The 24,704-nt window shown below is 61.2% G+C and carries 19 protein-coding genes; 8 read left to right on the top strand and 11 right to left on the bottom strand.

The genetic code is table 11. The features are described 5' to 3' along the window. Nucleotide 1: 1 nt before the first annotated feature. A complete protein-coding gene (locus tag ACJ8QF_RS16225; protein ID WP_004937614.1) occupies nucleotides 2-319 on the bottom strand; it encodes a non-heme iron oxygenase ferredoxin subunit in 318 nt (105 codons plus the stop codon). 397 nt (nucleotides 320-716) lie between these two features. Between ACJ8QF_RS16225 and ACJ8QF_RS16230 the strand changes: the two genes are divergently transcribed. Further along, a complete protein-coding gene (locus ACJ8QF_RS16230) occupies nucleotides 717-1,958 on the top strand; it encodes an MFS transporter (RefSeq protein ID WP_197753689.1) in 1,242 nt (413 codons plus the stop codon). A 110-nt stretch (nucleotides 1,959-2,068) separates the two neighbouring features. Here ACJ8QF_RS16230 and ACJ8QF_RS16235 read toward each other — a convergent pair whose 3' ends face one another. The 3 genes from ACJ8QF_RS16235 to speA form a co-directional block, all read right to left on the bottom strand. After that, on the bottom strand, nucleotides 2,069-2,221 hold the full coding sequence (locus tag ACJ8QF_RS16235) for a Hok/Gef family protein (protein ID WP_004937610.1): 153 nt from the start codon (nucleotides 2,219-2,221) through the stop codon (nucleotides 2,069-2,071). Between the two features lie 335 nt (nucleotides 2,222-2,556). Further along, nucleotides 2,557-3,477, bottom strand: a complete 921-nt coding sequence (gene speB / locus ACJ8QF_RS16240; protein WP_004937606.1) for an agmatinase — start codon at nucleotides 3,475-3,477, stop codon at nucleotides 2,557-2,559. Between the two features lie 194 nt (nucleotides 3,478-3,671). Continuing rightward, complete coding sequence (speA, locus tag ACJ8QF_RS16245; protein ID WP_004937600.1) at nucleotides 3,672-5,648, bottom strand: biosynthetic arginine decarboxylase; 1,977 nt, start codon at nucleotides 5,646-5,648, stop codon at nucleotides 3,672-3,674. Nucleotides 5,649-6,556: 908 nt separating this feature from the next. Between speA and metK the strand changes: the two genes are divergently transcribed. Further along, entirely contained in the window at nucleotides 6,557-7,711 is a 1,155-nt protein-coding gene (gene metK, locus ACJ8QF_RS16250; protein ID WP_004937596.1) for a methionine adenosyltransferase, read from the top strand. A gap of 124 nt (nucleotides 7,712-7,835) precedes the next feature. On the opposite strand, the gene ACJ8QF_RS16255 is transcribed toward metK, so the two are convergent. From ACJ8QF_RS16255 to hrpB, 7 genes are all read right to left on the bottom strand, one after another. After that, nucleotides 7,836-7,988, bottom strand: a complete 153-nt coding sequence (locus ACJ8QF_RS16255; protein ID WP_004937610.1) for a Hok/Gef family protein — start codon at nucleotides 7,986-7,988, stop codon at nucleotides 7,836-7,838. 312 nt (nucleotides 7,989-8,300) lie between these two features. Then, complete coding sequence (fhuB, locus tag ACJ8QF_RS16260; protein ID WP_004937592.1) at nucleotides 8,301-10,289, bottom strand: Fe(3+)-hydroxamate ABC transporter permease FhuB; 1,989 nt, start codon at nucleotides 10,287-10,289, stop codon at nucleotides 8,301-8,303. After that, nucleotides 10,286-11,194 carry a Fe(3+)-hydroxamate ABC transporter substrate-binding protein FhuD gene (gene fhuD, locus ACJ8QF_RS16265; protein ID WP_044030511.1) on the bottom strand — a complete coding sequence of 303 codons (909 nt, stop codon included), beginning with the start codon at nucleotides 11,192-11,194 and terminating at the stop codon, nucleotides 10,286-10,288. The genes fhuB and fhuD overlap by 4 nt, the downstream gene beginning before the upstream one ends. Further along, nucleotides 11,194-11,991 carry a Fe3+-hydroxamate ABC transporter ATP-binding protein FhuC gene (fhuC, locus tag ACJ8QF_RS16270; RefSeq protein WP_131165528.1) on the bottom strand — a complete coding sequence of 266 codons (798 nt, stop codon included), beginning with the start codon at nucleotides 11,989-11,991 and terminating at the stop codon, nucleotides 11,194-11,196. Before fhuC ends, fhuD begins: the two co-directional genes overlap by 1 nt. A gap of 47 nt (nucleotides 11,992-12,038) precedes the next feature. Continuing rightward, nucleotides 12,039-14,231 carry a ferrichrome porin FhuA gene (gene fhuA / locus ACJ8QF_RS16275; RefSeq protein ID WP_044030509.1) on the bottom strand — a complete coding sequence of 731 codons (2,193 nt, stop codon included), beginning with the start codon at nucleotides 14,229-14,231 and terminating at the stop codon, nucleotides 12,039-12,041. Nucleotides 14,232-14,482: 251 nt separating this feature from the next. After that, nucleotides 14,483-16,975: a bifunctional glycosyl transferase/transpeptidase gene (mrcB, locus tag ACJ8QF_RS16280; RefSeq protein WP_265261060.1), complete on the bottom strand. Its 2,493-nt coding sequence runs from the start codon at nucleotides 16,973-16,975 to the stop codon at nucleotides 14,483-14,485. 118 nt (nucleotides 16,976-17,093) lie between these two features. Continuing rightward, entirely contained in the window at nucleotides 17,094-19,532 is a 2,439-nt protein-coding gene (gene hrpB, locus ACJ8QF_RS16285) for an ATP-dependent helicase HrpB (RefSeq protein ID WP_442537686.1), read from the bottom strand. 190 nt (nucleotides 19,533-19,722) lie between these two features. On the opposite strand from hrpB, the gene thpR reads away from it, so the two are divergent. The 6 genes from thpR (at nucleotide 19,723) to folK (ending at nucleotide 24,701) form a co-directional block, all read left to right on the top strand. Beyond that, nucleotides 19,723-20,265, top strand: a complete 543-nt coding sequence (gene thpR / locus ACJ8QF_RS16290) for an RNA 2',3'-cyclic phosphodiesterase (RefSeq protein ID WP_004937575.1) — start codon at nucleotides 19,723-19,725, stop codon at nucleotides 20,263-20,265. Next, the gene (sfsA, locus tag ACJ8QF_RS16295; protein ID WP_004937572.1) at nucleotides 20,262-20,969 is read left to right on the top strand and encodes a DNA/RNA nuclease SfsA; all 708 of its coding nucleotides are present in this window, start codon (nucleotides 20,262-20,264) and stop codon (nucleotides 20,967-20,969) included. The genes thpR and sfsA overlap by 4 nt, the downstream gene beginning before the upstream one ends. A gap of 183 nt (nucleotides 20,970-21,152) precedes the next feature. Continuing rightward, nucleotides 21,153-21,608, top strand: coding sequence for an RNA polymerase-binding protein DksA (gene dksA / locus ACJ8QF_RS16300; RefSeq protein WP_004937569.1), 456 nt, complete (start codon nucleotides 21,153-21,155; stop codon nucleotides 21,606-21,608). Nucleotides 21,609-21,680: 72 nt separating this feature from the next. Then, nucleotides 21,681-22,592 carry a tRNA glutamyl-Q(34) synthetase GluQRS gene (gluQRS, locus tag ACJ8QF_RS16305; RefSeq protein ID WP_004937564.1) on the top strand — a complete coding sequence of 304 codons (912 nt, stop codon included), beginning with the start codon at nucleotides 21,681-21,683 and terminating at the stop codon, nucleotides 22,590-22,592. A gap of 61 nt (nucleotides 22,593-22,653) precedes the next feature. Continuing rightward, nucleotides 22,654-24,201, top strand: coding sequence for a polynucleotide adenylyltransferase PcnB (pcnB, locus tag ACJ8QF_RS16310; RefSeq protein WP_071591451.1), 1,548 nt, complete (start codon nucleotides 22,654-22,656; stop codon nucleotides 24,199-24,201). Continuing rightward, complete coding sequence (folK, locus tag ACJ8QF_RS16315; RefSeq protein WP_004937558.1) at nucleotides 24,201-24,701, top strand: 2-amino-4-hydroxy-6-hydroxymethyldihydropteridine diphosphokinase; 501 nt, start codon at nucleotides 24,201-24,203, stop codon at nucleotides 24,699-24,701. The genes pcnB and folK overlap by 1 nt, the downstream gene beginning before the upstream one ends. Nucleotides 24,702-24,704: the final 3 nt, after the last annotated feature.

The following is a 24,704-nucleotide window of genomic DNA, read 5'->3' on the forward strand; positions in this document are numbered from 1 at the left end:
ATTACTCCTCCGCGATAAAGGTGATCTGGATTTGGTTGTCGACCACCCGGGTGGGATAGGTTTGCAGATCGCGGCCGCCCGGCTCGCGCAGGCACTGGCCGGTACGCACGTCAAACAGCGCTTCGTGCAGCGGGCACTCAACCTTGCCGTCGTCTACAAACCCCTGGCTGAGCAAGGCATAAGCATGCGGGCAGACGTCTTCCAGCGCGTAGTAGTTACCGTCGAGCAGGTACACCCCGATCTCCTTTCCTTCCACTTTGCCGGAGAAAGGAAAATCTTCTTTCACCTGAGACACTTCGCACACATTCTTCCAGCTCATTGCTTTTATCCTCTATCTGATTGTTTCATATATGAAACTCAGTTTCTTATTTAATACAGCCACTATAAGTCTGGCGAAACTTTCGTCAAGCGAGCGGAACGGCAAATGTTAATGAAAGGTTGTTTAAAAATGACAAATGCGGGAAAGATCACGAAATCATGCACCGATATGAAAAACCTATGTCAGTTGTGCGCTCCCTCGCTAATTTATGGCAAAAAATGCGTTGATCCCGGCGGCGCATTGCGCGTAAAAGTGTTTTCTCGCTGTCTTTTACACCCTATTTGATAACAATAAATTTACATCAATCAGCCCCATCCCCGCGTTTGCGCCAAATGGCATCCCCGGGTGAGTTTACTGCTGCCTGAATTCGTCAACCGCTCGCACTGAGGAACGCGCCGTGCAACAACGTCAACGCTGGTTTGGGGTGATCGCCCTGCTGTTTCTGATCGTTATCGCCTATGCGGATCGAGTTAATATCGCCGTGATGTTGGTCAATCCCGACTTCCTGCAACACTTTCAACTCGGCGGTGACCGCGCTCACCAGGGCACGCTGATGACGGTGTTTTTACTCGGTTACGGCCTCTCCGCCATGTTGCTCACGCCGTTTCTGGAAACGCTGATGGGTTACCGCCGCGCGCTGACGCTGAGCGTGGTGCTGTGGGCGCTGCTCACCGCCGCCTCGCCGCTGGCGGGATCGCTGCTGTTGCTGTGCGTGGTGCGCGCGCTGCTTGGCGTCAGCGAAGGGCCGCTGTTCTCGCTGAAAACCATGTACATCAGCGATCATTTCGCCGCCGACGAGCGCGGCAAGCCCAACGCGGTCAGCGCGCTGGGCGTCTCGTTGGGGCTGGTGATCGGCTTTCCGCTGGTGAGTTTTCTGATGGCGCACTTCGGCTGGGCGATGTCGTTTCACCTGCTGGCGCTGCTCAACCTGCTGCTGGGCCTGGCGCTGGTGCGGTTGTTCGTCCATCCGCTCGCCTTATCTTCATCTTCACGTCCTGCCGATCCGCAACCGGTGCTAAGCCGCGTCTGGCACACCTTTGCGCTGGCCTGGCGCACGCCGATGCTCGGCTGGATCCTGCTGATCGAGATCGCCACGCTCAGTTACCTGTGGGGCTCCAGCGCCTGGCTGCCGGCTTACCTGACCGATGAAAAGGGGTTCTCCATCAAGCAAATGGGCTGGATGGCCGCGCTGCCTTTCATCGTCAGCATCGCCTCCAAATACCTCGGCGGCGCGTTGCTCGATCGCATCCGTCCTTATCAGGCGCCGCTGATCTTCGTCTTTGGCGGCGCGGCGACCGCACTGTGCATCTATGGCGTAATGAACAGCCATCAGCTTGGCTGGATCGCCTTCTTCCTGCTGGCGGCCAACGCCTGTTGGGGCGCGCAGGGCGCGGCGATCCCCACGCTGCTGCAGCATTATGCGCGGCCGGAGGCGGTCGGCAGCGCCTATGGGCTGATTAACGGCATCGGCAATCTATTCTCGGCGTTCGTGCCGATGGCGATGGGCATGGTGATGGCCAGCCAGGGCAAGGTGTCTTCAGGCTTTGCGGTGCTGATTGCCTCACAGCTGCTGACGCTGCTGGCGGGCGGCGCGCTGTTTAGCCGTATGTTGCTGGCGCGACAGGTTAAACGGGCATAAACCCGTTTCTCTCTCCTCTGTGGCGAGAAACCGAGTGCTGTGAGTGGGTGCTCAGGGATCTGGACGCCACCAACCAGCAGACGGGGGACATCCCCCGTCGCCGGGTTGCCTTACCGTTCGGATTCGTAAGCCAAAATGGCCGCAACCTCCGTAGTGCCCGATCGGATACGCAGCTCGCACAGCGTGCTGCGGGTTATCCATGCCAGTGATATTACCGTGGCACAAATAACCACCAGTTTTAACAGGCTCCGTTTGTTCGGCATCATGCCTTCTTCTCCTTGCCTCGCGGCGGGTAAGAGGCTAACTTAACGTTGCTGGCGTTAGAGTAGGCCTCGGGTTGATGAATATCGACTCGGGGCTTTTCTCTTTGTACCTTTCACGCAGGCTCCAGATACAAAGATCCAGAGCACCCGCGCGCAGTATATTCATCCTCCCCGTTATCCCGGTTCCTTTTTACTGACTCCGTTTCATTTCTGCGCAAAATTGCGCAAAGGCGTTGCAACAGACTGAAAATCGCCGCGCGGATGGCGACAAACGAAATAAAAAAAGCGGCCCCAATTCGATGGGAGCCGCTTTTTCAGCGAGGCGTGGCCTGTCGTCAGGCGTGTTTCTTGGCCGCCTGCAGGTACAGCATCTCCAGGCCCAGGGTCGCCGCGGCCAGCGCGGTGATCTCGGACTGGTCATAAGCCGGCGCCACTTCCACTACGTCCATGCCGACGATGTTCAGCGACTGCATGCCGCGCACCAGTTTCAGCGCGCGATCGGAGGTCAGGCCGCCGATCACCGGCGTGCCGGTGCCCGGTGCGAACGCCGGATCCAGACAGTCGATGTCGAAGGTCAGGTACACCGGCATATCGCCGACGATGCCTTTGATCTGCGTCAGCAGGTCGTCCACGCTGCGATCGTTCACCTGCGCGGCGTCCAGTACGGTAAAGCCGTTGTCATGATCGAACTCGGTGCGAATGCCGATCTGCACCGAGTGATGTGGATCGATCAGGCCTTCGTTCGGCGCATGATAGAACATGGTGCCGTGGTCGAACTTGCTGCCGTTGGCGTAGGTATCGGTATGGGCATCGAAGTGCACCAGCGCCAGCTTGCCGAAATGCTTGGCGTGCGCGCGCAGCAGCGGCAGGGTGACGAAATGGTCGCCGCCGAACGAGAGCATGCGCTTACCTGCCTTCAGCAGTTTCTCCGCGTGCGCCTGCAGCTTGTCGCTCATGTCCTGCGCATCGCCGAAGTTGAACACGATGTCGCCGCAGTCAACCACATTCAGGCGATCGCGCAGATCGAAGCTCCACGGCCAACGATTGCCTTCCCAGGCCAGGTTGGTGGACACCTGACGGATGGCCGCCGGGCCATGACGGCCGCCGGCGCGGCCGGAGGTCGCCATGTCAAACGGAATGCCGGTGATGACCCACTCTGCATCGCTGTCGTAAGGCATGAAGTTCAGCGGAAAGCGCAGGAAACCAAAGGCGTTGGACACTAATGAATTATCGGACTGATGGCCTAAGGTGCTCATAGTAAACCCTCGTAGTTCAACAAGTTGCCGGGCGCAGACGCCGGGCCGTGACAAAAAAAAATCCCTCCCGCGTCGTTAGCCCGACGAGAAAGGGATTTATTCGATGTGTGTTTCGGTGCTACCGATACGGCAGATTATGGCCGCATTTTGCTCATGCTTCAAGGGGGCCGACATCGCCCCCCTGAAGAGGGCGGTTACTCGTCTTCCAGATACGTGTAACCGTACAGGCCGGCTTCAAACTCTTCCAGGAACTGCGCCTGCAGCTCGCTGTCCAGATCGGTTTCTTTGACCTGATCGCGGAATTTGGACAGCAGCGCGCTCGGATCGAGCTGCACGTACTCCAGCATGTCCGCCACGGTGTCGCCCTCGTCGGACAATTCGGTCTCGACGCTGCCGTCCGGGAACACGTACACGTCAACCGAGGCGGTGTCGCCGAACAGGTTGTGCATGTTGCCGAGGATCTCCTGATACGCACCGACCATGAAGAAGCCCAGCGCCGGCGGGTTCTCCGGATCGTACGGCGGCATCGGCATGGTGGTCGCCACGCCGTCGCCGTCGACGTAATGGTCGATGGTGCCGTCGGAGTCGCAGGTGATGTCGAGCAGCACCGCACGGCCTTCCGGCGGCTTATCCAGCCCTTCCAGCGGCAGCACCGGGAACAGCTGGTCGATGCCCCAGGCATCCGGCATCGACTGGAACAGCGAGAAGTTGACGTAGAACTTGTCCGCCATGCGCTCTTGCAGCTCATCGATGATCGGGCGGTGCGCGCGGTTGCTCGGATCGAGCTGCTGCTGGATCTTGTTGCAGATGTTCAGATACAGCTGCTCGGCCCAGGCGCGTTTGGTCAGGTCCAGCATGCCGTGCGCGTATTGGGTATGCACGTCGTGCAGATCCATCTGGCTGTCGTGCAGCCATTCGCGCAGCGAGCGGCGGTTCTCCGGCTCGTTCATTTCCAGCCAGGTTTCCCACATGCTTTCCAGCGCGCGCGGCGCGTCGGCTTCCGGCGGCTGCGGTTCGCTGAATTCGTTGCGCTCTACGCCGATCACGTTGGAGACCAGCACCGTGTGGTGCGCGGTCACGGCGCGGCCGGACTCGGTGATCACCGTCGGGTGCGGCAGGCCGTGTTCGTTACAGGCGTCGCCGATGCCCCAAATCACGTTGTTGGCGTATTCGTTCAGGCCGTAGTTGACCGAGCAATCGGACTGCGAGCGGGTGCCTTCGTAGTCGACGCCCAAACCGCCGCCCACGTCGAAGCACTGAATGTTGACGCCCAGCTTGTGCAGCTCAACGTAGAAGCGCGCCGATTCGCGCACGCCGGTGGCGATATCGCGAATGTTGGCCAGCTGCGAGCCCAGGTGGAAGTGCAGCAACTGCAGGCTGTCGAGACGGCCCGCTTCGCGCAGGGTCTCCACCAGCTTCAGCACCTGCACCGCCGCCAGACCGAATTTGGATTTTTCGCCGCCGCTCGACTGCCATTTGCCGGAGCCTTGCGACGCCAGACGCGCACGCACGCCCAGGCGCGGTATGACGTTCAAGCGTTCGGCTTCTTCCAGCACCAGGTTGATCTCGGACATCTTTTCGATCACCAGATACACCTTGTGCCCCAGCTTTTCCCCGATCAGCGCCAGGCGAATGTATTCACGATCTTTATAACCGTTACAGACGATCACCGAGCGGGTCATGCCGGCATGCGCCAGCACCGCCATCAGCTCGGCCTTGGAGCCGGCTTCCAGCCCCAGCGGTTCGCCGGAATTCACCAGCGATTCAATCACGCGGCGATGTTGGTTCACCTTGATCGGATACACCAGGAAATAGCCGCCCTGGTAACCGAAGGACTCGCGCGCGCGTTTGAACGCGGCGTTGATCGAACGCAGGCGATGCTGAAGGATCTGCGGGAAGCAGAACAGCGCCGGCAGACGTTGGCCGTCTTGCTGGCGCGTTTTCACCAGTTCTGCCAGATCGACGCGCGCCTGCGGGACATCCGGATCCGGGCACACGCTGATATGGCCCAGCTCGTTGACGTCATAGTAATTGTTGCCCCAGTAGGCGACGTTATAAGTACGCAGCATCTTGCTGGCATTACGATCATTCATGGCAACCTCCTGCATGGAGCGCAAAGATAAAGACTCGCCCGCAACCGGCGGACGGTGAATCAACAGATCATCAGACATGGTTCGCCTCACATTCCGTACTGACGAAACCGCCAGCCACTATCGCAGCTACAACCCGCGAGAACAACCCAACAAGCCGCGCCGGCGGCAGCGAAGAGAACTGCCGTTCGCAGTCAGCGATCGGTTTATCACTCATATAATTGTAAGACACCCTGTTCAAACCTCGTGAATCGGGCCAAGAAACATCCCACAGGAAGGCTGCAGGCTACCCTTGTTCAGTTCTTCAGACGACCGTTAGCCGGCCCGAGAATCCTGAGTAGCGGCCAAGTGTTTATCGCACCTGGTAAGTGACAGAGAGACAAGACGGGAAATAGCAGAAGAATGTGCGCCAGAACGGCACTGCTGTTGGGAACCAACAACCGGTAGACAACGGATCATTAATCCAACCACCTCCACGCGCGCCGTTCGGAGTGAACGACCCAGCCTCTAAAATAGTGTAAGAACGTGACCGTTCGATGAAGCGGCGGCGCCACGGCGAACGCCCGCGACGGATAATAGCGCAATGCCGGCGAATGCAAAGCGGAAGTTTATCGTACCTTCCCCCACGCCAGACCGCCGTACTGTGCAGCAAATGAACCGCGCGCGCAGTTTATACCGGTAAGCAGGTGAAAAAGCAAAATGAAAATTCGCCGAAAACTGTTTCAAGCGATGAAAATGGCGCCAACCCGTTTGCGCAAAAGAGCGAAAGCGCAAAAAATTACTGGCAATCTGGCTAAACCCTGACCTAAAATAGACGTCCAGATGTTAATCCATCTATACTGGTTAACTGATAAACTGCTTAACGGCTTTGCCTGAGGGGCGTTGCAGGATGCATCTCGCGCCATCAGCGGAAGACCCTTCGCTTCGATGCCGGATCTCCAGCGCTGTGCAGTAATTTCTAACCCGTCTTATGCAAGGTAAAGAACACAATGGCTAAACACCTCTTCACGTCCGAATCCGTCTCCGAAGGACATCCCGATAAAATCGCCGACCAGATCTCCGATGCCGTCCTCGACGCCATCCTGGAACAAGATCCGAAGGCGCGCGTCGCCTGCGAAACCTACGTGAAAACCGGCATGGTCCTGGTCGGCGGTGAAATCACCACCAGCGCCTGGGTCGATATCGAAGAGATCACCCGCAAGACCGTGCGCGAGATCGGCTACGTTCATTCGGACATGGGCTTTGACGCCAACTCCTGCGCAGTATTGAGCGCTATCGGCAAGCAATCCCCGGATATCAATCAGGGCGTTGACCGTACCGATCCTCTCGAACAGGGCGCCGGCGATCAGGGCTTGATGTTTGGCTACGCCACCAACGAAACCGACGTGCTGATGCCGGCTCCGGTGACCTACGCACACCGTCTGGTGCAGCGCCAGTCCGAAGTGCGTAAAAACGGCACCCTGCCGTGGCTGCGCCCGGACGCGAAGAGCCAGGTGACCTTCCAATACGACGACGGCAAAATCGTCGGCATCGACGCCGTCGTTCTGTCCACCCAGCATTCCGAAGACATCGCGCTGAAAGATCTGCAAGAAGCGGTGATGGAAGAGATCATCAAGCCGGTACTGCCGGCGGAATGGCTGACGGCGGGCACCAAATACCACATCAACCCGACCGGCCGTTTCGTTATCGGCGGCCCGATGGGCGACTGCGGCCTGACCGGCCGTAAGATCATCGTCGACACCTACGGCGGCATGGCTCGCCACGGCGGCGGCGCCTTCTCCGGTAAGGATCCGTCCAAGGTTGACCGTTCCGCGGCTTACGCGGCGCGCTACGTGGCGAAAAACATCGTCGCCGCCGGCCTGGCCGATCGCTGCGAGATCCAGGTTTCTTACGCTATCGGCGTAGCGGAACCGACTTCCATCATGGTGGAAACCTTCGGTACCGAGAAAGTGCCAACCGAACAGCTGACGCTGCTGGTGCGCGAATTCTTCGATCTGCGCCCATACGGCCTGATCCAGATGATGGATCTGCTGCAGCCGATCTACCGCGAAACCGCCGCCTACGGCCACTTCGGCCGCGAGCACTTCCCATGGGAAGCGACCGACAAAGCTGAGCTGCTGCGCGATGCCGCCGGCCTGAAATAAGCCCCGACATCAACATGAAAAACGGCGAGCCAAGGCTCGCCGTTTTTTTTGAGCGGATGGGTGCTCCCGGATCAACGCATCGACTGCCAGCAAGCGGAGGCACTGCCCCCGCCGCCGGGTTGCCTTACCGTTCGGATTCGTAAGCCAAAATGGCCGCAACCTCCGTAGTGCCCGATCGGATACGCAGCTCACACAGCGTGCTGCGGGTTATCCATGCCAGTGATATTACTGTGGCACAAATAACCACCAATTTTAACAGGCTCCGTTTGTTCGGCATCATGCCTTCTTCTCCTTGCCTCGCGGCGGGTAAGAGGCTAACTTAACGTTGTGATGCGTTAGAGTAGGCCTCGGGTTGATGAATATCGACTCGGGGCTTTTCTCTTTGTATCTTTCACGCAGGCTCTAGATACAAAGATCCAGAGCACCCGCCCGCAGTATATTCATCTCACCACCACGCCTCGTGTTCCTTTTCGCACGCAATATCATTTTTGCGCGACCGCTCGCAGCGCCTTACAACACCATGAAAAATAAAAAAAGGCTCAGCGACGCTGAGCCTTTGATGGCAGAAAAAGCACGGCCGAGATGCCGATTACGACGTCTGCTTACGCAACAGATAAACGAAGTACGGCGCGCCGATAAAGGTCGCCAGTAACCCGGCGGGGATCTGATACGGGAACAGCAGCATCCGCCCGCACCAGTCGGCAAACACCATCAGCAAGCCGCCCAGCAGCGCGGCGATCACCATCTGCGGCAGCGCGCGGCGGAAGCCCAGCATGCGCGCCATATGCGGCGCCATCAGCCCGACAAAGCTCAGCGGCCCCACGGTCAGGGTCGCCATGGCGGTCAGCGTGGCGGCCAGCAACAGGATGGTCAATCGCGCAGGTGTCAAGGCGATCCCCACCGAACGAGCGGTAGCGCCGCCAAGCGGCAGGATGGTCAGCCAACGGCGGCACAGCGGCGCCAATACCATCAGGCCGGCGGCCACCAGCGCGGTGCGCAGCGCCTGCGCCGGCTCCACCGAATAGGTCGAGCCGGAGAGCCAGGTCAGCAAGCCCCCCATACGCGGATCGCCGCTGGCCAACAGCAGGAAGATGACGGTGGTAAAGGCGGTGCTGAGCGCGATACCGGCGAGCAACATGCGTTCCGTCGAGAAACCGCCGCGGCCGGCGGCGATCATGATGATCAGCAGCGTAACAGCCGCCCCCAGACTGCCGGCGGGCAGCAGCCAAACGAAGGCGTCGCCCGGCACCATAAACAACATCATCACGACGCCAAAAGCGGCGCCGGAACTGATGCCCAACACTTCCGGGCTGGCCATCGGGTTGCCGGTCAGTTTCTGAATCAGCGTGCCGGCGACCGCCAGCATCATGCCCGCGGCCAACGCCGACAGCACCCGCGGCCAGCGCCACGGCAGCAAGGCGTCCAGTTCTGCCCCCAGGCTCCAGTGCCAGCCGCCGGCGTTTTTGCCCAGCATCAGCGCCAGCGTCAGGCCGATCAGCAATACGAGGCCACCCAGCAGGATCCAGCCGGGCAGATTCCCGCGCTCGGCAGGCACCTTGTCGCCCAGGTTCATCGGCGGCGGCGTGGCGGCGCTGCGCAAACGCGGCAGCAGCCACAGCAGCAGCGGCGCGCCGAACAGCGCGGTGGCCGCACCGGTCGGGATTTCACGCCACACCTGCGTCACCCCGAGCATCACCTGATCGGTCAACCACAGCAACAGCGCCCCCAGCAACGGCGCCAGCATCATGCGGTGCGCCAGACGGCGCGCGCCCAGCATCTTCGCCATCAGCGGCGCAAACAGGCCGATAAAGCCGATAACGCCCACCGCGCTCACCAGCATGGCGCTGAAGATAATGGCCAACCCCAGGGCGCAGAAGCGCGCCATCGACAGCCCCAACCCCAGGTTGCGCGCCACGCCGTCGTCCAGCCCCAGCAGCGTCAGCGGGCGCAGCAATAGCGCCGCCAGCGCACTGGCCACCAGCAAACGCGGCAGGATAAACTGCACCGCGCTCCAATCCTGTTGGTTCAGCGCGCCGGTGCCCCACAGGAACATGCCCTGCAGTTGATCGTAATGAAACAGCGCCAGCAGGCTGTTGACCGCGCCGCAATACAACCCCAGCACCAGCCCGGCCAGAATCAGCGTCACCGGCGACATCCGCTTGCCCCAGGCGACGCCGAACACCAGCCCGCCCACCACAATCGCCCCCACCATAGCGGCCAACTGGCGGGTGAACTCGCCTCCCGGCAGCACCCACAACGTGGCGATGGTCAGGCCGAGCTGCGCGCCGGCGGCCACGCCGAGCGTCGACGGTTCCGCCAACGGATTGCGCAACACCTGCTGGAACAGCACGCCAACCAACCCCAGACCGGCGCCGGCCAACAGTGACACCGTCAACCGCGGCAGCAGGCTGTAATGGAACAGCATTTGCCGCACGTCGTCGATGTCCGGCGCGCTGAGCGCCCGCGCCCATTGCGCCGGCGGCAGCTGCTGCACCAGGTTATATATCGTCAAACCGCCTGCCGCCGCCAGCAACAGCAGGATCAGCGTCAGCGGCAATTTCCGGATGCCCGCATTCATGACGCACTCTCCTGAGCCTGCGCCAACAGGCGGCAAAACCGCATCGTCGACAGCGTAGCGCCATAGAACCACACCGCCGGCACCTGCCGCAGCTGGTTTTGCCGCACGAAGGGCAACGACTGCCACAGCGGCGTCGCGCTGACCTTGTCCATCATCGCCTGATTGCCGTGATCGAGATAAATGACCCGGGCGTTACGCACCGTGGCCAATCGTTCAATCCCCACCACCGCCGTGCCCCAAAAGTCGGTTGGCTCCTGCCAGGCATTGCGAATGCCGAGTTGATCCATCGCTTCCTGGAACAGACTTTTCTGGCCGATGATCAGCGCATGGCGCGTGTCGATCAGAGAAAACAACAGCAGCGGTTGCCGGGTGTAGCTTTGCAGGCGCTGACGCGCGTCCTGCATAAAGCTGTCGAACTGCGCCAGGTGGTTTACCGCCCGGCTTTCTATGCCCAACCGCTGGCCCAGCGCCAGCAGCGACTGGCGGGCGACGGTCAGCGGTTTGCCGCTGCCGTCGTTGAAGCCGAAGCTCATGGTTGGCGCGATGGGTTGGATTTTGCGCGGCGTTGGACCATAGCCTTGCGACAACAACACCAGCGAAGGCTGCAGTTGCTGCAGCAGTTCGAGGTTCGGTTCGGTGCGCTGGCCGACGTCGACCACCGTCGCCGGCAGCTTTGGCTCCGCCACCCACAGGTTATAGTTATGCACATCGGCCACCGCCAGCGGCGTCACGCCCAATGCCAACAGCAGCTCGATCGGCAACCATTCCAGCGCCGCAACGCGCGCGATATCCGGCGGCGCATCCGCCGCTCGGCCGGGCAACGAACCCAACAGCGGCGACAGCGCCAGCGCCATCAACAAACGGCGACGCAGCGGATCGTGAGAAGAAGTGAATGTAGAGGACATCAGTAGACAAAACTCACCGGCGCGCCGCCGCTCGGATGCGGCAACGTGCCCATAGGAATACCGTAAATTTGCTCTAGCACCGGCCCCTGCATCAGCTCCAGCGGGCCGCCCTGGGCGATCATTTCACCGCCGCGAAGCGCCACCAAATGGTCACAGTAGCGCGCCGCCATGTTGATGTCGTGCAGTACGGCGATCACCGTGAGATCGCGTTCGCGGCTCAAGCGCTGGATCAGCGCCAGCACCTCGACCTGGTGCGCGATATCCAGCGCCGAGGTCGGTTCGTCGAGCAGCAGGCAGCGGCTGTCCTGCGCCACCATCATCGCCAGCCAGGCGCGTTGGCGCTCGCCGCCGGACAGGCTGTCCACCAGCCGGTTGGCGAACGGCTTCAAGCCCACCAGCGCGATGGCCTCTTCCACCTGTTGACGATCGTTGGCGCCAAAACGCCCCAGCGCGCCATGCCACGGATAACGGCCGACGGCCACCAGCTCGCGCACCGTCATGCCTTCCGCCGCCGGCAATTGCTGCGGCAGGTAGGCCACCTGGCGGGCGAAAGATTTGCTGTCCCACTGCGCCAACGGCTGCTGATTGAGCAAGACCAGGCCGCCGCTGGGCGCATGGTGCCGCCCGAGCAGTTTCAACAGGGTGGATTTACCGGAACCGTTATGGCCGATCAGGCCGCAGACTTTTCCCTGGGGAAAACTGAGCGACAGCGGTTGCAGCAGCACCCGGCCGGGGACGGCGAAACTGGCGTTATCCAGCGCGAAGGTCGCGCCGGGATTAAGAAGTTTGTCCTGCATAGATCCTGCTTTGTCCAGGGCGACGCGGCGCCGCCCCGGCTATCCGGTTAGAAACGGAAGGTTGCGGTGGCGACCACCTGGCGTTCTGCGCCCCAGTAGCAGGCGTAGTCGCGGTAGCAGCTCGACACGTAGGTCTTGTCGAACAGGTTGTTGATGTTGACGCCCACGGACGAACCCGGCAGGCCAAAGCGCGCCAGATCGTATTTAATGGTCGCGTCCACCAGCGTGTAGTCCGGCACCTTGAAGGTGGAGTTATCGCTGTTGAAGCTCGAGCTGGAGCCGACGTAACGCACGCCGGAACCCAGCGTCAGGCCGCTCACCGCCGTTTCGTGGAAGGTATAATCCGCCCACAGCGACGCCATGTGTTTCGGCACCTCGACAGTCGGTTTGCCCTGATAGGTATTGTCCTTGGTGTACTTCGCATCGGTGTAGGTATAGGAGGCGATCAGGTTGACGTTGGCATTCAACGCCGCCTTGGCTTCCAGCTCCACGCCGCGCGAACGGATCTCGCCGCTCTGCACGCTGAACTGCGCGTTATCCGGATCCGGCGTCAGGTTGTTGTTCTTGGTCAGTTGGTACAGCGCGCCGGTCAGCACGATTGGGCGATCCTTCGGCACGTATTTCACACCGGCTTCATACTGCTTGCCGATCGAGGGCTTAAAGGTCTGGCCGTTGATTGACGTATCGAGGGTCGGTTCAAACGACTCGCTGTAGCTGAAATACGGCGTCACGCCGTTGTCGAACAGGTAATTCAATCCGCCGCGCCAGGTAAACTGCCCATCGGAGCGTTCGTTGGTGTACCCGAGAACGCGGTTATTGGCCGACGTTTTCGCCCAGTCATAGCGCCCGCCCAGCGTCAACAGCCACTGGTTCCACTCCCCTTGCTCCTGCACATACAGGCCGGTTTGCTCCTGACGGTTCAAATACTTGTATGGGAAGTTGATATTGACCACATCATTGCCATACTGCGGCTGGGTCATGCTCAGGCCGTCTGCGGAACCATAGTCAGAATTGATATCGTTGCGCATACGCGAATAATCTACGCCAAACAACAGCGTATGGTCGATATCGCCGGTTTTCACCTTCGCCTGCGCCTGAGTATCAACCGCAAAATTGTTCAGGTGCTCTTTCGACTGAACATAAGCGCGATTGATCGTCGTCGGTGATGACAAGCCAAATCCGTAGATGCTCTTCATATCGGTGTCCACCTGCATATAACGCAGGTTCTGGCGCACCGCCCAGGTATCGTTGAAGGCGTGTTCGAAACTGTACCCAATCATCCGCTGCTTGCGCGCCATATAGTTGCTGGCTTCGCCTTCGTTGAAATCGGTCGGCAGTTTGCTGCCGTCCGGCAACGGGATCAGCGTGCCCTGCTTCGGCAGCCAGCCGTAATAACCGGTATAGGGATCGTTTTGAATGTTGGCCAGCAGCGTGAAGTTGGTTTTGTCATCCGGGCGCCAGCTAAAGGACGGCGCGATCGCATAGCGCTTCTCTTTGCTCATGTTTTGCTGCGTATCGCTGTCTTTCGCCAGGCCGGTCAGGCGATAGGAATAGATGCCCTGATCGTCCAGCGCGTCGCTGAAATCGAAACCGGTCTGGAACAGGTTGTCGCTGCCCATCTTGAACTGGATTTCGCGCAGCGGCTCGGTGGTTGGCCGCTTGCTGACCATCGAGACCAAACCGCCCGGGTTGCTTTTGCCGTACAGCACCGAGACCGGGCCGCGCAGCAGTTCGGCGCGTTCGAGGAAATAAGGATCGATGGACGCTTCGCTGTAGTTGTCGCCCAGCAACCGCAGGCCATCCAGATACTGGGTGGTGTTGGTGGCCGGGAAGCCGCGGATTGCCACCGCGTCATAGGTCGTGGAGCTGCCACGGCTGGCGAATACGCCCGGCGCATAGGCCAGTGCGCCCTTCACCGTATCCGGTTGGCGCATGTCCATCTCTTCACGCGTTACCACGGAAACGGACTGCGGGTTCTTCTCGATCGGCGTATCGGTTTTGGTGCCGGTGGCGCTGCGCTTGGCGACATAGGTGCCGACCGGCCCCCAGGCGCTTTCCTGCTGGGCGGTGTTGCTACCGCCCACAACGGTAATCGTGTCTTCCTTGGCGGCCGGCTTGGCGTCGGCGGAAAAAGCCGGCATCGCCAGCGTGCCCAGCGCCGCGGCGACGGTGATCGCTAACGCGCTGACGGGGAGGCGGCCCTGCTTGGCCGCGAATGGTGGAAGACGCTTGGTCGGCATAGTTGATTTCTCTGATGAATAATTAAATGACGAATGTAAACGATAATAATTATTATAAGCGTCGCATTTTATGCAGAAGCCAAATTAAACTGCAAGCCGAATTCATAGGGCAAATAGGTTAAGGATTAGACGCTTAGCCTTGCGGTTAGCAGGGAAATAAAACAAGCAGAAAAATAAAAAAGCCCGCAACCAAGGTTACGGGCTTAATAACAAAGAAAAAACTTTCACCGGGGCCGACGCCCCGGTAGCGATTACTGGCCGAACATATCCTTGATCCAGCCGGCGACGCCATCGCCATCTTTTTGCTCCCCCGCCGCCGGTTGCTGCTGTTGCTGCACCGCCGCCTGGCTGGCCTGACACAGTCCCTGCGGATTGTCGGTCCAGACCGGGATGGTGCGCCAGCTGCCGCCGCCGCAGATAAAGTTGCCGGCAGAGTCGATGCTCATCTGGTTAATGCCCTCCGGCGGCTGCAGCATCAGCGGCAGCGGCGTCTGGTTTTCCAGATAACGGCGATACAGGGTCAACGCGCCGTTGGCGCCGGTCAGCTTGGCCGGGCCATTGTTATCGCGCCCGACCCAGGCGATCGCCACTTCCTTGCCGTCGATGCCGGCGAACCAGCTGTCGCGCAGATCGTTGGTGGTACCGGTTTTCGCCGCCAGGTTGTAGTTCGGGAACTTCACCGACAGCGAGCGGGAGGTCCCGCGCGCCACGCCCTGCTGCATCGCGTACAGCGTCAGGTAAGCGGCCTGCGCCGGCACCATGCGTTCCGCCTGCGGGAAGCTCTGGTACAGCACCGTGCCGTCTTCGGCGATCACCGAACGCACCGCCGACAGCGGCGCACGGTTACCGCCGCTGGCGATGGTCTGGTACTCCTGCGCCACTTCCATCGGCGTCAGGCCGATCGCCCCCAGCAGCATCGAAGGCACCGGGTTGATCTCCGCTTTCGGGATCCCGAGGCGTTGCAGCGTGGCACTGATCTGATCCAGCCCGACGGACAGGCCGAGGTTCACCGTCGGCACGTTCAGCGAGTTGGCCAACGCATCCACCAGCATCACCTGACCGCGGAATTTGCGATCATAGTTGTTCGGTTGCCAGACGGCGCCATTCGGCTGTTTCAGCGACAGCGGCGCATCCGCCAGCCAGGTGTTGAGGCGGTATTTATCCGGTTCGGACAGCGCGGTCAGGTACGTCGGCGGCTTGGCCAGCGAGCCGACCAGACGGCGCGCCTGCATGGCGCGGTTGAAACCGGCGAACTGCGGGTTGGCGCCGCCGACCATGGCGCGCACTTCGCCACTGAAGCGATCGACGATCACCATCGCCGCTTCCAGATCCTGCAGGTGACGCGCTGCGCGCAGTGCCGGGATGCCGTCTTCGACCGCTTTTTCCGCCGCGTCTTGCGACACCGGATCCAGCGTGGTGAAAATCTTCACGCCGGACAGGTCATTGACCTTATCGCCCAGCTTGCTCTGCAGTTCCTGGCGCACCATCTGCATAAACGCCGGCTGTGGCGTAATGACGCCGCCTTTCGGCTGCACGCCCAGCGGACGCGCGCTCAGCATGTCATACAGCTCGCCGTCGATCACACCCTGGTTCTGCAGCAGTTTGAGCACCAGGTTGCGGCGTTCCAGCGCCAGTTTCGGGTTACGCCACGGGTTGTACAGCGACGCGCCCTTGACCATGCCGACCAGCAGCGCCTGCTGATCGAGGCTCAGCTCGTCCACCGGGCGGCCGAAGTAATACAGGCTGGCCAGCGGGAAGCCGCGGATCTGGTCGCTGCCGCTCTGGCCGAGATACACCTCGTTCAGATACAGCTCCAGAATGCGATCCTTGCTGTAACGGTAATCGACCAACAGCGCCATATAGGCTTCGTTGGCCTTACGCCACAGCGAACGTTCGTTGGTCAGGAACAGGTTCTTCACCAGCTGCTGCGTCAGGGTACTGCCGCCCTGCACCGCGCGGCCGGCGGTCAGGTTGGCCAGCACCGCGCGGCCGATGGAGTACGGGCTGATGCCGTCATGCTCATAGAAGTGGCGGTCTTCCGTGGCGATCAGCGTATCCACCAACAGATCCGGGAAACCGGAGCGCGGCACGAACAGGCGCTGTTCACCGTTCGGCGACTGCAGCATGGTGATAAGACGCGGATCGAGGCGGAAGAAGCCGAAGCTGCGGCCGCTGTCCAGGTTTTCGATCTTCGCCAGGCGGTTGTTCTGGAAATCGAGGCGGGCGCGGATCTGCCCTTCTTTACCATCCGGGAAGTCGAACGGGCGGCGCAGCATCTCGATGCTGTTGGCCTGTACGGTAAACTCGCCCGGACGCGTCATGCGGCTGACCTGACGGTACTGCATGCCTTCCAGCAGGTTGACCATCTCCTTCTTGCTGTACGGCATGCCCGGTTCCAGGTTGACCATGCGGCCGTACACCGCCGCCGGCAATTGCCAGACTTTGCCGTCGATGCGGCTGCGGATCTGCGAGTCCAGGTAGACGCCGTAGATCGCCAACAGGACGGCGAGCACCAGGATCAGTTTGATAAACAGGCCGAGCCAGCGGCGTTTTTTACGCGGCGGAGTCGCTTTTACCTTACGCGGCATGCGTTCCTCCTCCTCTTCATACTCATCATCGTCATACTCGTCTTCTTCGTAATCGTCATAATCGTCGTCTCGGCGACGGCGCGGCGGCTTGCGCGACGCGGTGCTTTTTGGTTGTTTTCCTTTGCGCCCGATGGGCTCGCGGTCATCCCCAGCCATGGCTGTTGTTCTCCGAGCTTGCCGACACTGCCGGCCATGATTAGTCGCTTAATCTGTGCCGACGCCGCAGCGCTGACCAGAAGAAACATCTGAATTCCAAACCTTGAATGATCGCGACCTACTGATATTTCTTCGTTCGGCGCGTCGGTACCGCCGTGGCCGGATCGTCCGGCCACACGTGTTTCGGGTAGCGGCCCTTCATCTCTTTTTGCACCTCGCGGTAGGCGCCTTGCCAGAAGGCCGCCAGATCGCCGGTGATTTGCAACGGCCGGTGCGCCGGTGAGAGTAACTCAAGCACCACCGGGATGCGACCCTCCGCCAACATCGGGCTGCGCTGCTCGCCGAACATCTCCTGCAAACGCACCGCCAGCGCCGGCGGTTTGCCGGCCTCATAACGGATCGGCAGGCGGCTGCCGGTCGGCACAGTGTAATGAGTGGGTAGCGCATTATCCAGCCGCTGCTTTTGCTGCCAGTCCAGCAGGCGGGACAACGCCTCGGCGAGGTTGACCTGCTTCAAGCCACGCAGATCGCGCACGCCGTTCAGCGACGGCAGCAGCCACTGATCCAGCGCCGCCAGCAGAGGTTCTTCGTCCATCGCCGGCCACTCCGCCTCCGGCAGCCAGGCTTGCGCGCACTGCAGGCGCACCCGCAATTGTTCGGCGGCGCCCTCCCAGTTGAGCACCGCCAGCCCCTGCGCGCGCACCCAATCGAGCAGCGCCTGCTGCAGCTCTTCGTCCGCCGGTTTGGCCAGCGGCTGAGCGCGCAGCGTCAGACGGCCGATCTGCTGGCGCTTCCAGGCGCGCAGCGTGCCCTTCTCTTCATCCCATTCCACCGCCGTGCGCTGCATGACCATCGCCGGCAGCTGTGCCGCCAGCGCTTCGATGTCCACCGGCAACGCCAACAGGATTCGCGCATCGGGGCTGTTGTGGCCCTGCAACAGGCTGGGGACGATCAGCCAGGGCGCGCGCGACAGCGCCTCATCCTGGTTCATCGCCGCCCCCATGCCGTTAGCCAGCAAGTAGCGGCCGTCCTGACCGCGACGCTGGGCGATGCGATCGGTAAATGCCAGCGCCAACAGCCGCGGCGCCAAATCGGCGTCAACTTGCCCCGCACGTTGCGGCAGACGTTTGGCCAACTGCGCGGCGCGCTGCCGCCAGTTCGGCTGCGGGCGGCTCAGCCAATAACCGATATCCATCTGCCCGCCGCGCGGCGGTTCTTCCAGCAACGCCGCCAACAACGCCGCCGTCGCCAGGCCGTCGGCGCTCAGCGCCGCGCCGGCGACCAGCATCGCCGCCAGCCTCGGCTCGCATCCCAACGCGGCCATTTGGCGCCCCGGCGCGGTGAGTTTATCGCCGTCATCCGTGGCCCCCAGCCGCTGCAGCAACGCCCTGGCCGCCGCCAATGCCGCCGCCGGAGGCACGTCAAGCCAGGTCAGCTGCGCCGGATCATGGCACCCCCACTGCAGCAGCTCGAGCCAGAAGCCGGTGAGATCGCTCTGTAAAATTTCCGGCTCAGCATGTTCCACCGCGCGTTCCGCCTGCTCTTTGGCGAACAGATGCCAGCAAAGGCCCGGCTCCAGGCGCCCGGCGCGCCCGGCACGCTGTACCATCGAGGCCTGACTGATGCGCTGCGTCGCCAGCCGTGTCAAACCGTTGCGCACGTCGTAACGCGCCACGCGCTCCAGGCCGCTGTCCACCACCAGCCGAATGCCCTCGATCGTCAGGCTGGTTTCGGCAATGTTGGTCGCCAGCACCACCTTGCGGCGGCCAGGCGGCGCCGGTTGAATCGCTTTTTGCTGTTGCGCCAGAGGCAAGGCACCATACAGCGGGCAAAGATCGATATCGCTCGCCACCTCGCCGGTCAATCGCTCCAGCACCCGATTGATCTCCGCCACGCCCGGCAGGAACAGCAGCAAAGATCCCGGCTGTTCGGCCAGCAACCGCTTCACCGCCGCCGCTACGCCGTCCTCCAGCCGCTGATGGCTGGCCAACGGCTGATACAGGCGTTCAACCGGGAAACTGCGCCCCTCGGACACCACTACCGGCGCTTCCGGCAGCAACTGCGACAGGCGAGCGTTATCCAAAGTGGCCGACATGATCAGCAGTTTCAGATCGTCGCGCAGCCCTTGCTGCACGTCGAGCAGCAACGCCAGCGCCAAATCGGCCTGCAGGCTGCGTTCATGGAACTCATCGAGGATCACCAACGACACGCCCTGCAGCTCGGCATTCTGCTGCAGCATGCGGGTGAGAATGCCTTCCGTCACCACTTCCAGTCGGGTTTGCGGCCCGCTTTTGCTTTCGGCGCGCATGCGGTAGCCCACGGTCTGACCAGGCTCCTCCCCCAGTTGCTGCGCCAGGCGATAGGCGACGTTTTTCGCCGCCAGCCGCCGCGGCTCCAACATGATAATGCGCCCCGGCAACCCGGCCTTAGCCAGGATCTGCAGCGGCAACCAGGTGGATTTACCGGCGCCGGTCGGGGCGTGCAACAGCACCTGCGGGGCAGACTGCAGCGCAGCCAGCAACTCATCGAGCACCGCGCTGACGGGCAATGAAGACACTGAATTCTCCGTAGTGGTTAGCGTTAAACGGCGTACAGTGTAGCATTAGCTTTGTCCCCGTAGCCTTTCAAACTGCGGCGTCGTTAGCTATAGTACGGAGCTCATTCGTGCGCCGCGTCGCTCGCGGGGCCGCTGCCAGTAACGTTTACCGCTGTTCCCGACCGTTTTGTCATGCATTTGCCGAGTCCTTATGTCCAATTCGCGCCGCCTGTTTTTCGCCCTGTCCTTGCCTGACGCCCTGCAACAGCAGGTGGTCCGCTGGCGCGCCGAGGCGTTTGCGCCGGAGGCTGGCCGGCCGGTGGCGGCGGCCAATTTGCACCTGACGCTGGCGTTTCTCGGCGAGGTCAGCGCGCAGAAAGAGCTGGCGCTGCGCAAACTGGCCGGCCGCATCGTACAACCCGGGTTCAGCATGCGGCTCGACGATCTCGGCCATTGGCCGCGCCCCGGCGTGGTCTGGCTCGGCACCCGCCGCGCGCCGCGCGGGCTGCTGCAGCTGGCCGAGCTGCTGCGTTCGCAGGCCGCACGCAGCGGCTGCCATCAAAGCGCGCTGCCGTTCCATCCGCACATCACGCTGCTGCGCGCCGCCACCCAGCCGGTGGCGCTCCCGCCGGCGACGCCGGGCTGGGCGTTCAGCGCCGACGCCTTTTCCTTATATGAGTCGGTGTTCGAAAACGGCCGCACCCGCTATCAACACCTCGAACAGTGGCCGCTGGCCAAACAGGCATCCGCATGATTTTCTCTCCACCGCTGCGTTCCGCCACGCTGATCAAACGTTACAAACGCTTTCTGGCGGACGTGATCACCCCGGAAGGGGAAACCTTTACGCTGCACTGCGCCAATACCGGCGCAATGACCGGCTGCGCCACGCCCGGCGACACCGTTTGGTACTCCACCTCGGACAATCCCAAGCGCAAATACGCCCACAGTTGGGAGTTGACCCATACCCAACAGGGGCACTGGATCTGCGTCAATACCCTGCGCGCCAACGCGCTGGTGCGCGAGGCGATTGAACATAATTTAATCAATGAATTATCCGGTTACAGTAAAATCAGCGGCGAGGTGAAATACGGCGGTGAAAACAGCCGTATCGATTTGTTATTACAGGCAGAAAATCGGGTTAACTGCTATATTGAAGTTAAGTCAGTCACATTACTGCAACAACAACGTGGTTACTTTCCTGATGCGGTAACGCTCAGAGGGCAAAAGCACCTGCGTGAGTTGCTCAGCGTGGTTGAAAGCGGGCAACGGGCGGTGTTGTTCTTTGCCGTGTTACACAGCGGTATTGAGCAGGTCGCACCGGCACATCATATAGATGAGCGCTATGCGGCGCTGTTGGCACAGGTCCGGCAGTTGGGAGTGGAAGTGGTTTGCTACGGGGCAAAGTTATCACCTGACGGTATTTATCTCTGCGATAAGCTGCCGTTTTTTATCGATTAGCGCAGTCGGGTCCCTATAAATAGACAACCGGCCAGCACGATCGCCAAATACGCCCTCCTTCACACGATTGTCAAGCGGGCGACAGGAATAATTGCCAACCTACCTTCCTTCTGTTATTTATAGCGGCCTGTTTTTCCCCCGCATTGGGGATTCGATAGTGCGTGTGTATGTAGGAGAAGCAACATGCAAGAAGGGCAAAACCGTAAAACCTCGTCCTTGAGCATTCTCGCCATCGCTGGGGTGGAGCCGTACCAAGAGAAGCCGGGCGAAGAGTACATGAACGACGCCCAGTTGTCGCATTTCAAGCGCATTCTTGAAGCGTGGCGCAACCAGCTCAGGGACGAAGTGGACCGTACTGTATCGCATATGCAAGAAGAGGCAGCCAACTTCCCTGATCCGGCCGACCGTGCCACTCAGGAAGAAGAGTTCAGCCTTGAACTGCGTAACCGTGACCGTGAACGCAAACTGATCAAAAAGATCGAGAAAACGCTGAAGAAAGTGGAAGACGATGATTTCGGCTACTGCGAATCTTGTGGCGTGGAGATCGGTATTCGTCGCCTCGAAGCGCGTCCGACCGCCGATCTGTGCATCGACTGCAAGACGCTGGCTGAGATCCGCGAAAAGCAGATGGCCGGCTAATACCGTTGTTACCGCTGCGGCGTGCGCATCCACGTGCGCCGCACAGAGAAAAGGGAACCTCTCCCCTCTGATATGCAAGAAAGTCATTATGTGGGGCGCTTTGCCCCATCGCCTTCCGGGGATCTGCATTTCGGTTCGCTGATTGCCGCTCTGGGAAGCTACCTTCAGGCTCGCGCCCAACGCGGGCAGTGGCTGGTTCGCATCGAAGATATCGACCCGCCGCGTGAAGTCCCCGGCGCCGCCGCTCGCATCCTGTCCGCGCTGGAACATTATGGTCTCCACTGGGACGGCCAGGTCATCTATCAATCCCAACGTCATGACGCCTATCGCGCCGCGCTGGATCTGTTGCAGCGCCAGGGGCTCAGCTATTACTGCACCTGCACCCGCAGCCGCATCCAGCACATCGGCGGATTGTACGACGGCCACTGCCGCGATTTGCAGCTCGGCCCGCAGGGTGCCGCTATCCGCTTGCGTCAGACCGCCCCCGTTTACCGGTTCCACGATCGCCTGCAGGGAGAATTGCACGCCGATCCGGCGCTGGCGGGGGAAGACTTTATCATTCGCCGCCGCGATGGGCTGTTCGCCTACAACCTGGCGGTGGTGATCGACGACCATTTTCAGGGCGTGACCGAGATTGTCCGCGGCGCCGATCTGATCGAACCGACGGTGCGCCAAATTGCCCTCTACCGCCAGCTGCAGGCGCCGGTGCCCGCCTATGTGCATCTGCCGCTGGCTCTGGGCGCCAACGGCATCAAGCTGTCGAAGCAAAATCATGCGCCGGCGTTGCCCGCCGGCGATCCGCGCCCGGTGCTGATCGCCGCGCTGAAATTTCTGCGCCAACCGCTGCCGGAAAGCTGGCAAGATCTTGACCTGCCATTATTATTGAGCTGGGCGATCGAACACTGGCGGTTGGAAAACGTGCCGCGTCAGGAGGCTATCCCTCTGGATGAAAACACGCCGGCATTCTCAAAGGAGCCATGGTGAGCTATGATTAGCCGCTATTTTTTGTTAGCTCCATTTTTATCAGTCACTATCGAGGTGTACCATTTTTACCCGAGTAGCCAACTTCTGTCGTAAGGTACTGACCCGCGATGACAAGCTGCCCCGCGACGACGCGGCGGCCGGCGATAAAAACGTAGTCCGCGAAGAGCGTGCCGCGGCGCCAAGCCGCCCTGCGCCGCAGCCGCGCGCCGCCGATAACGGCAGCAACGCCCCTGCCCGACGCTCAACGCCGCGCAAGCGTCCGCCTTTTCCTATCGCCGAGAGCAACGACTCGATGACCGTGATCCCGCGCGAACAGCACTCGATTTCGCGCAAAGACATCAGTGAAAATGCGCTGAAAGTGCTTTATCGCCTGAACAAGTCCGGCTACGAGGCTTATCTGGTCGGCGGCGGGGTGCGCGATCTGTTGCTCGGCAAAAAGCCGAAAGACTTCGACATCACCACCAACGCCACGCCGGAGCAAGTGCGCAAGCTGTTCCGCAACTGCCGCCTGGTCGGCCGCCGTTTCCGCTTGGCGCACGTGATGTTCGGGCCGGAGATCATCGAAGTGGCCACCTTCCGCGGTCACCACGAACAGAATCAGGAATCCGACAAGAATTCCTCCCAGCAGGCGCAAAACGGCATGCTGCTGCGCGACAATATCTTCGGTTCGATCGAGGAAGACGCCCAGCGCCGTGATTTCACCATCAACAGCCTGTACTACGGCGTGGCGGATTTCACCCTGCGCGATTACGTCGGCGGCCTGAACGATCTGAAGCAAGGCGTGATCCGCCTGATCGGCGATCCGGAAACCCGCTACCGCGAAGATCCGGTGCGCATGCTGCGCGCGGTGCGCTTCGCCGCCAAGCTGGACATGCGCATCAGCGAAGAGACCGCCGAGCCGATCCCGCGCCTGGCCTCGCTGCTGCATGAGATCCCGCCGGCGCGCCTGTTCGAAGAATCCCTCAAGCTGCTGCAGGCGGGTTACGGTTTCCAGACCTACCTGAAGCTGTGCGAATACCAGCTGTTCCAACCGCTGTTCCCGCTGATCGCCCGTAACTTCACGCCGAACCACGATACGCCGATGGAGCGCATTCTGGTGCAGGTGCTGAAGAACACCGATCACCGTCTGCAGAACGACATGCGCGTCAACCCGGCGTTCCTGTTCGCCGCCATGCTGTGGTACCCGCTGCTGGAGCACGCGCAGAAGCTGGCACAGGAAAGCGGCCTGGCCTACTACGACGCCTTCGCGCTGGCGATGAACGACGTGCTCGACGAGCAGTGCCGCTCGCTGGCCATTCCGAAACGCATCACCACGCTGGTGCGCGATATCTGGCAGCTGCAGCTGCGCCTGTCCCGCCGCCAGGGCAAACGCGCACACAAACTGATGGAGCATCCGAAATTCCGCGCCGCCTATGATTTGCTGGCACTGCGTGCGGAAGTGGAAGACAATCAGGAAATGTTGCGTCTGGCCGAGTGGTGGGGCGAGTTCCAGGACGCCACGCCGGCGCGGCAGAAAGCCATGCTGAGCACCCTGGGTGACGATCCGGCGCCGCGCCGCGCGCGCCAACGCCGCCCTCGCCGCCGGGCACCGCGTAAAGAAGGGGCATAATGATCCGCGTTTATATCGCGCTGGGCAGCAACCTGGCGCAGCCGCTGCAACAGGTTAACGCCGCGCTGGAGGCGCTGGAGCATCTCCCGCGCACCCGGCTGGTCACCTGTTCTTCGTTTTACCGCACCAAGCCGCTGGGGCCGCAAAACCAGCCGGACTTTCTCAATGCGGTGGTGGCACTGGATACCCTGTTGCCGCCCGAACAGCTGCTCGACCATACCCAGGCGATAGAACGCAATCAGGGGCGCGTGCGCAAGGATGAACGCTGGGGGCCGCGCACGCTCGATCTGGACATCATGCTGTACGGCGACAAGGTGATCCATACCGATCGCCTGACGGTGCCGCATTACGGCCTGAAAGAGCGCGAATTCATGCTCTACCCGCTGGCGGAAATCGCCCCCGATCTGATTTTCCCCGATGGCGAACCGCTCGCCAGCTGCCTCAAGCGCGTGCCGGAAAACGGCATGGCGCTGTGGCACTCGCCAAAACCGAAATCCTGACCC

It is taken from the genome of Serratia sp. CY81684, from assembly GCF_052166595.1.
GTDB classification, from domain to species: domain Bacteria; phylum Pseudomonadota; class Gammaproteobacteria; order Enterobacterales; family Enterobacteriaceae; genus Serratia; species Serratia nematodiphila.

Coding starts and splice junctions, on each gene's coding strand:
- sfsA (WP_004937572.1), top strand. CDS start 20,262: ATGATTTTCTCTCCACCGCTGCGTTCCGCCACGCTGATCAAACGTTAC.
- ACJ8QF_RS16225 (WP_004937614.1), bottom strand. CDS start 319: ATGAGCTGGAAGAATGTGTGCGAAGTGTCTCAGGTGAAAGAAGATTTT.
- ACJ8QF_RS16255 (WP_004937610.1), bottom strand. CDS start 7,988: ATGCCGAACAAACGGAGCCTGTTAAAATTGGTGGTTATTTGTGCCACA.
- thpR (WP_004937575.1), top strand. CDS start 19,723: ATGTCCAATTCGCGCCGCCTGTTTTTCGCCCTGTCCTTGCCTGACGCC.
- folK (WP_004937558.1), top strand. CDS start 24,201: ATGATCCGCGTTTATATCGCGCTGGGCAGCAACCTGGCGCAGCCGCTG.
- dksA (WP_004937569.1), top strand. CDS start 21,153: ATGCAAGAAGGGCAAAACCGTAAAACCTCGTCCTTGAGCATTCTCGCC.
- fhuD (WP_044030511.1), bottom strand. CDS start 11,194: ATGTCCTCTACATTCACTTCTTCTCACGATCCGCTGCGTCGCCGTTTG.
- gluQRS (WP_004937564.1), top strand. CDS start 21,681: ATGCAAGAAAGTCATTATGTGGGGCGCTTTGCCCCATCGCCTTCCGGG.
- mrcB (WP_265261060.1), bottom strand. CDS start 16,975: ATGGCTGGGGATGACCGCGAGCCCATCGGGCGCAAAGGAAAACAACCA.
- fhuC (WP_131165528.1), bottom strand. CDS start 11,991: ATGCAGGACAAACTTCTTAATCCCGGCGCGACCTTCGCGCTGGATAAC.
- fhuB (WP_004937592.1), bottom strand. CDS start 10,289: ATGAATGCGGGCATCCGGAAATTGCCGCTGACGCTGATCCTGCTGTTG.
- metK (WP_004937596.1), top strand. CDS start 6,557: ATGGCTAAACACCTCTTCACGTCCGAATCCGTCTCCGAAGGACATCCC.
- speB (WP_004937606.1), bottom strand. CDS start 3,477: ATGAGCACCTTAGGCCATCAGTCCGATAATTCATTAGTGTCCAACGCC.
- speA (WP_004937600.1), bottom strand. CDS start 5,648: ATGTCTGATGATCTGTTGATTCACCGTCCGCCGGTTGCGGGCGAGTCT.
- ACJ8QF_RS16235 (WP_004937610.1), bottom strand. CDS start 2,221: ATGCCGAACAAACGGAGCCTGTTAAAACTGGTGGTTATTTGTGCCACG.
- fhuA (WP_044030509.1), bottom strand. CDS start 14,231: ATGCCGACCAAGCGTCTTCCACCATTCGCGGCCAAGCAGGGCCGCCTC.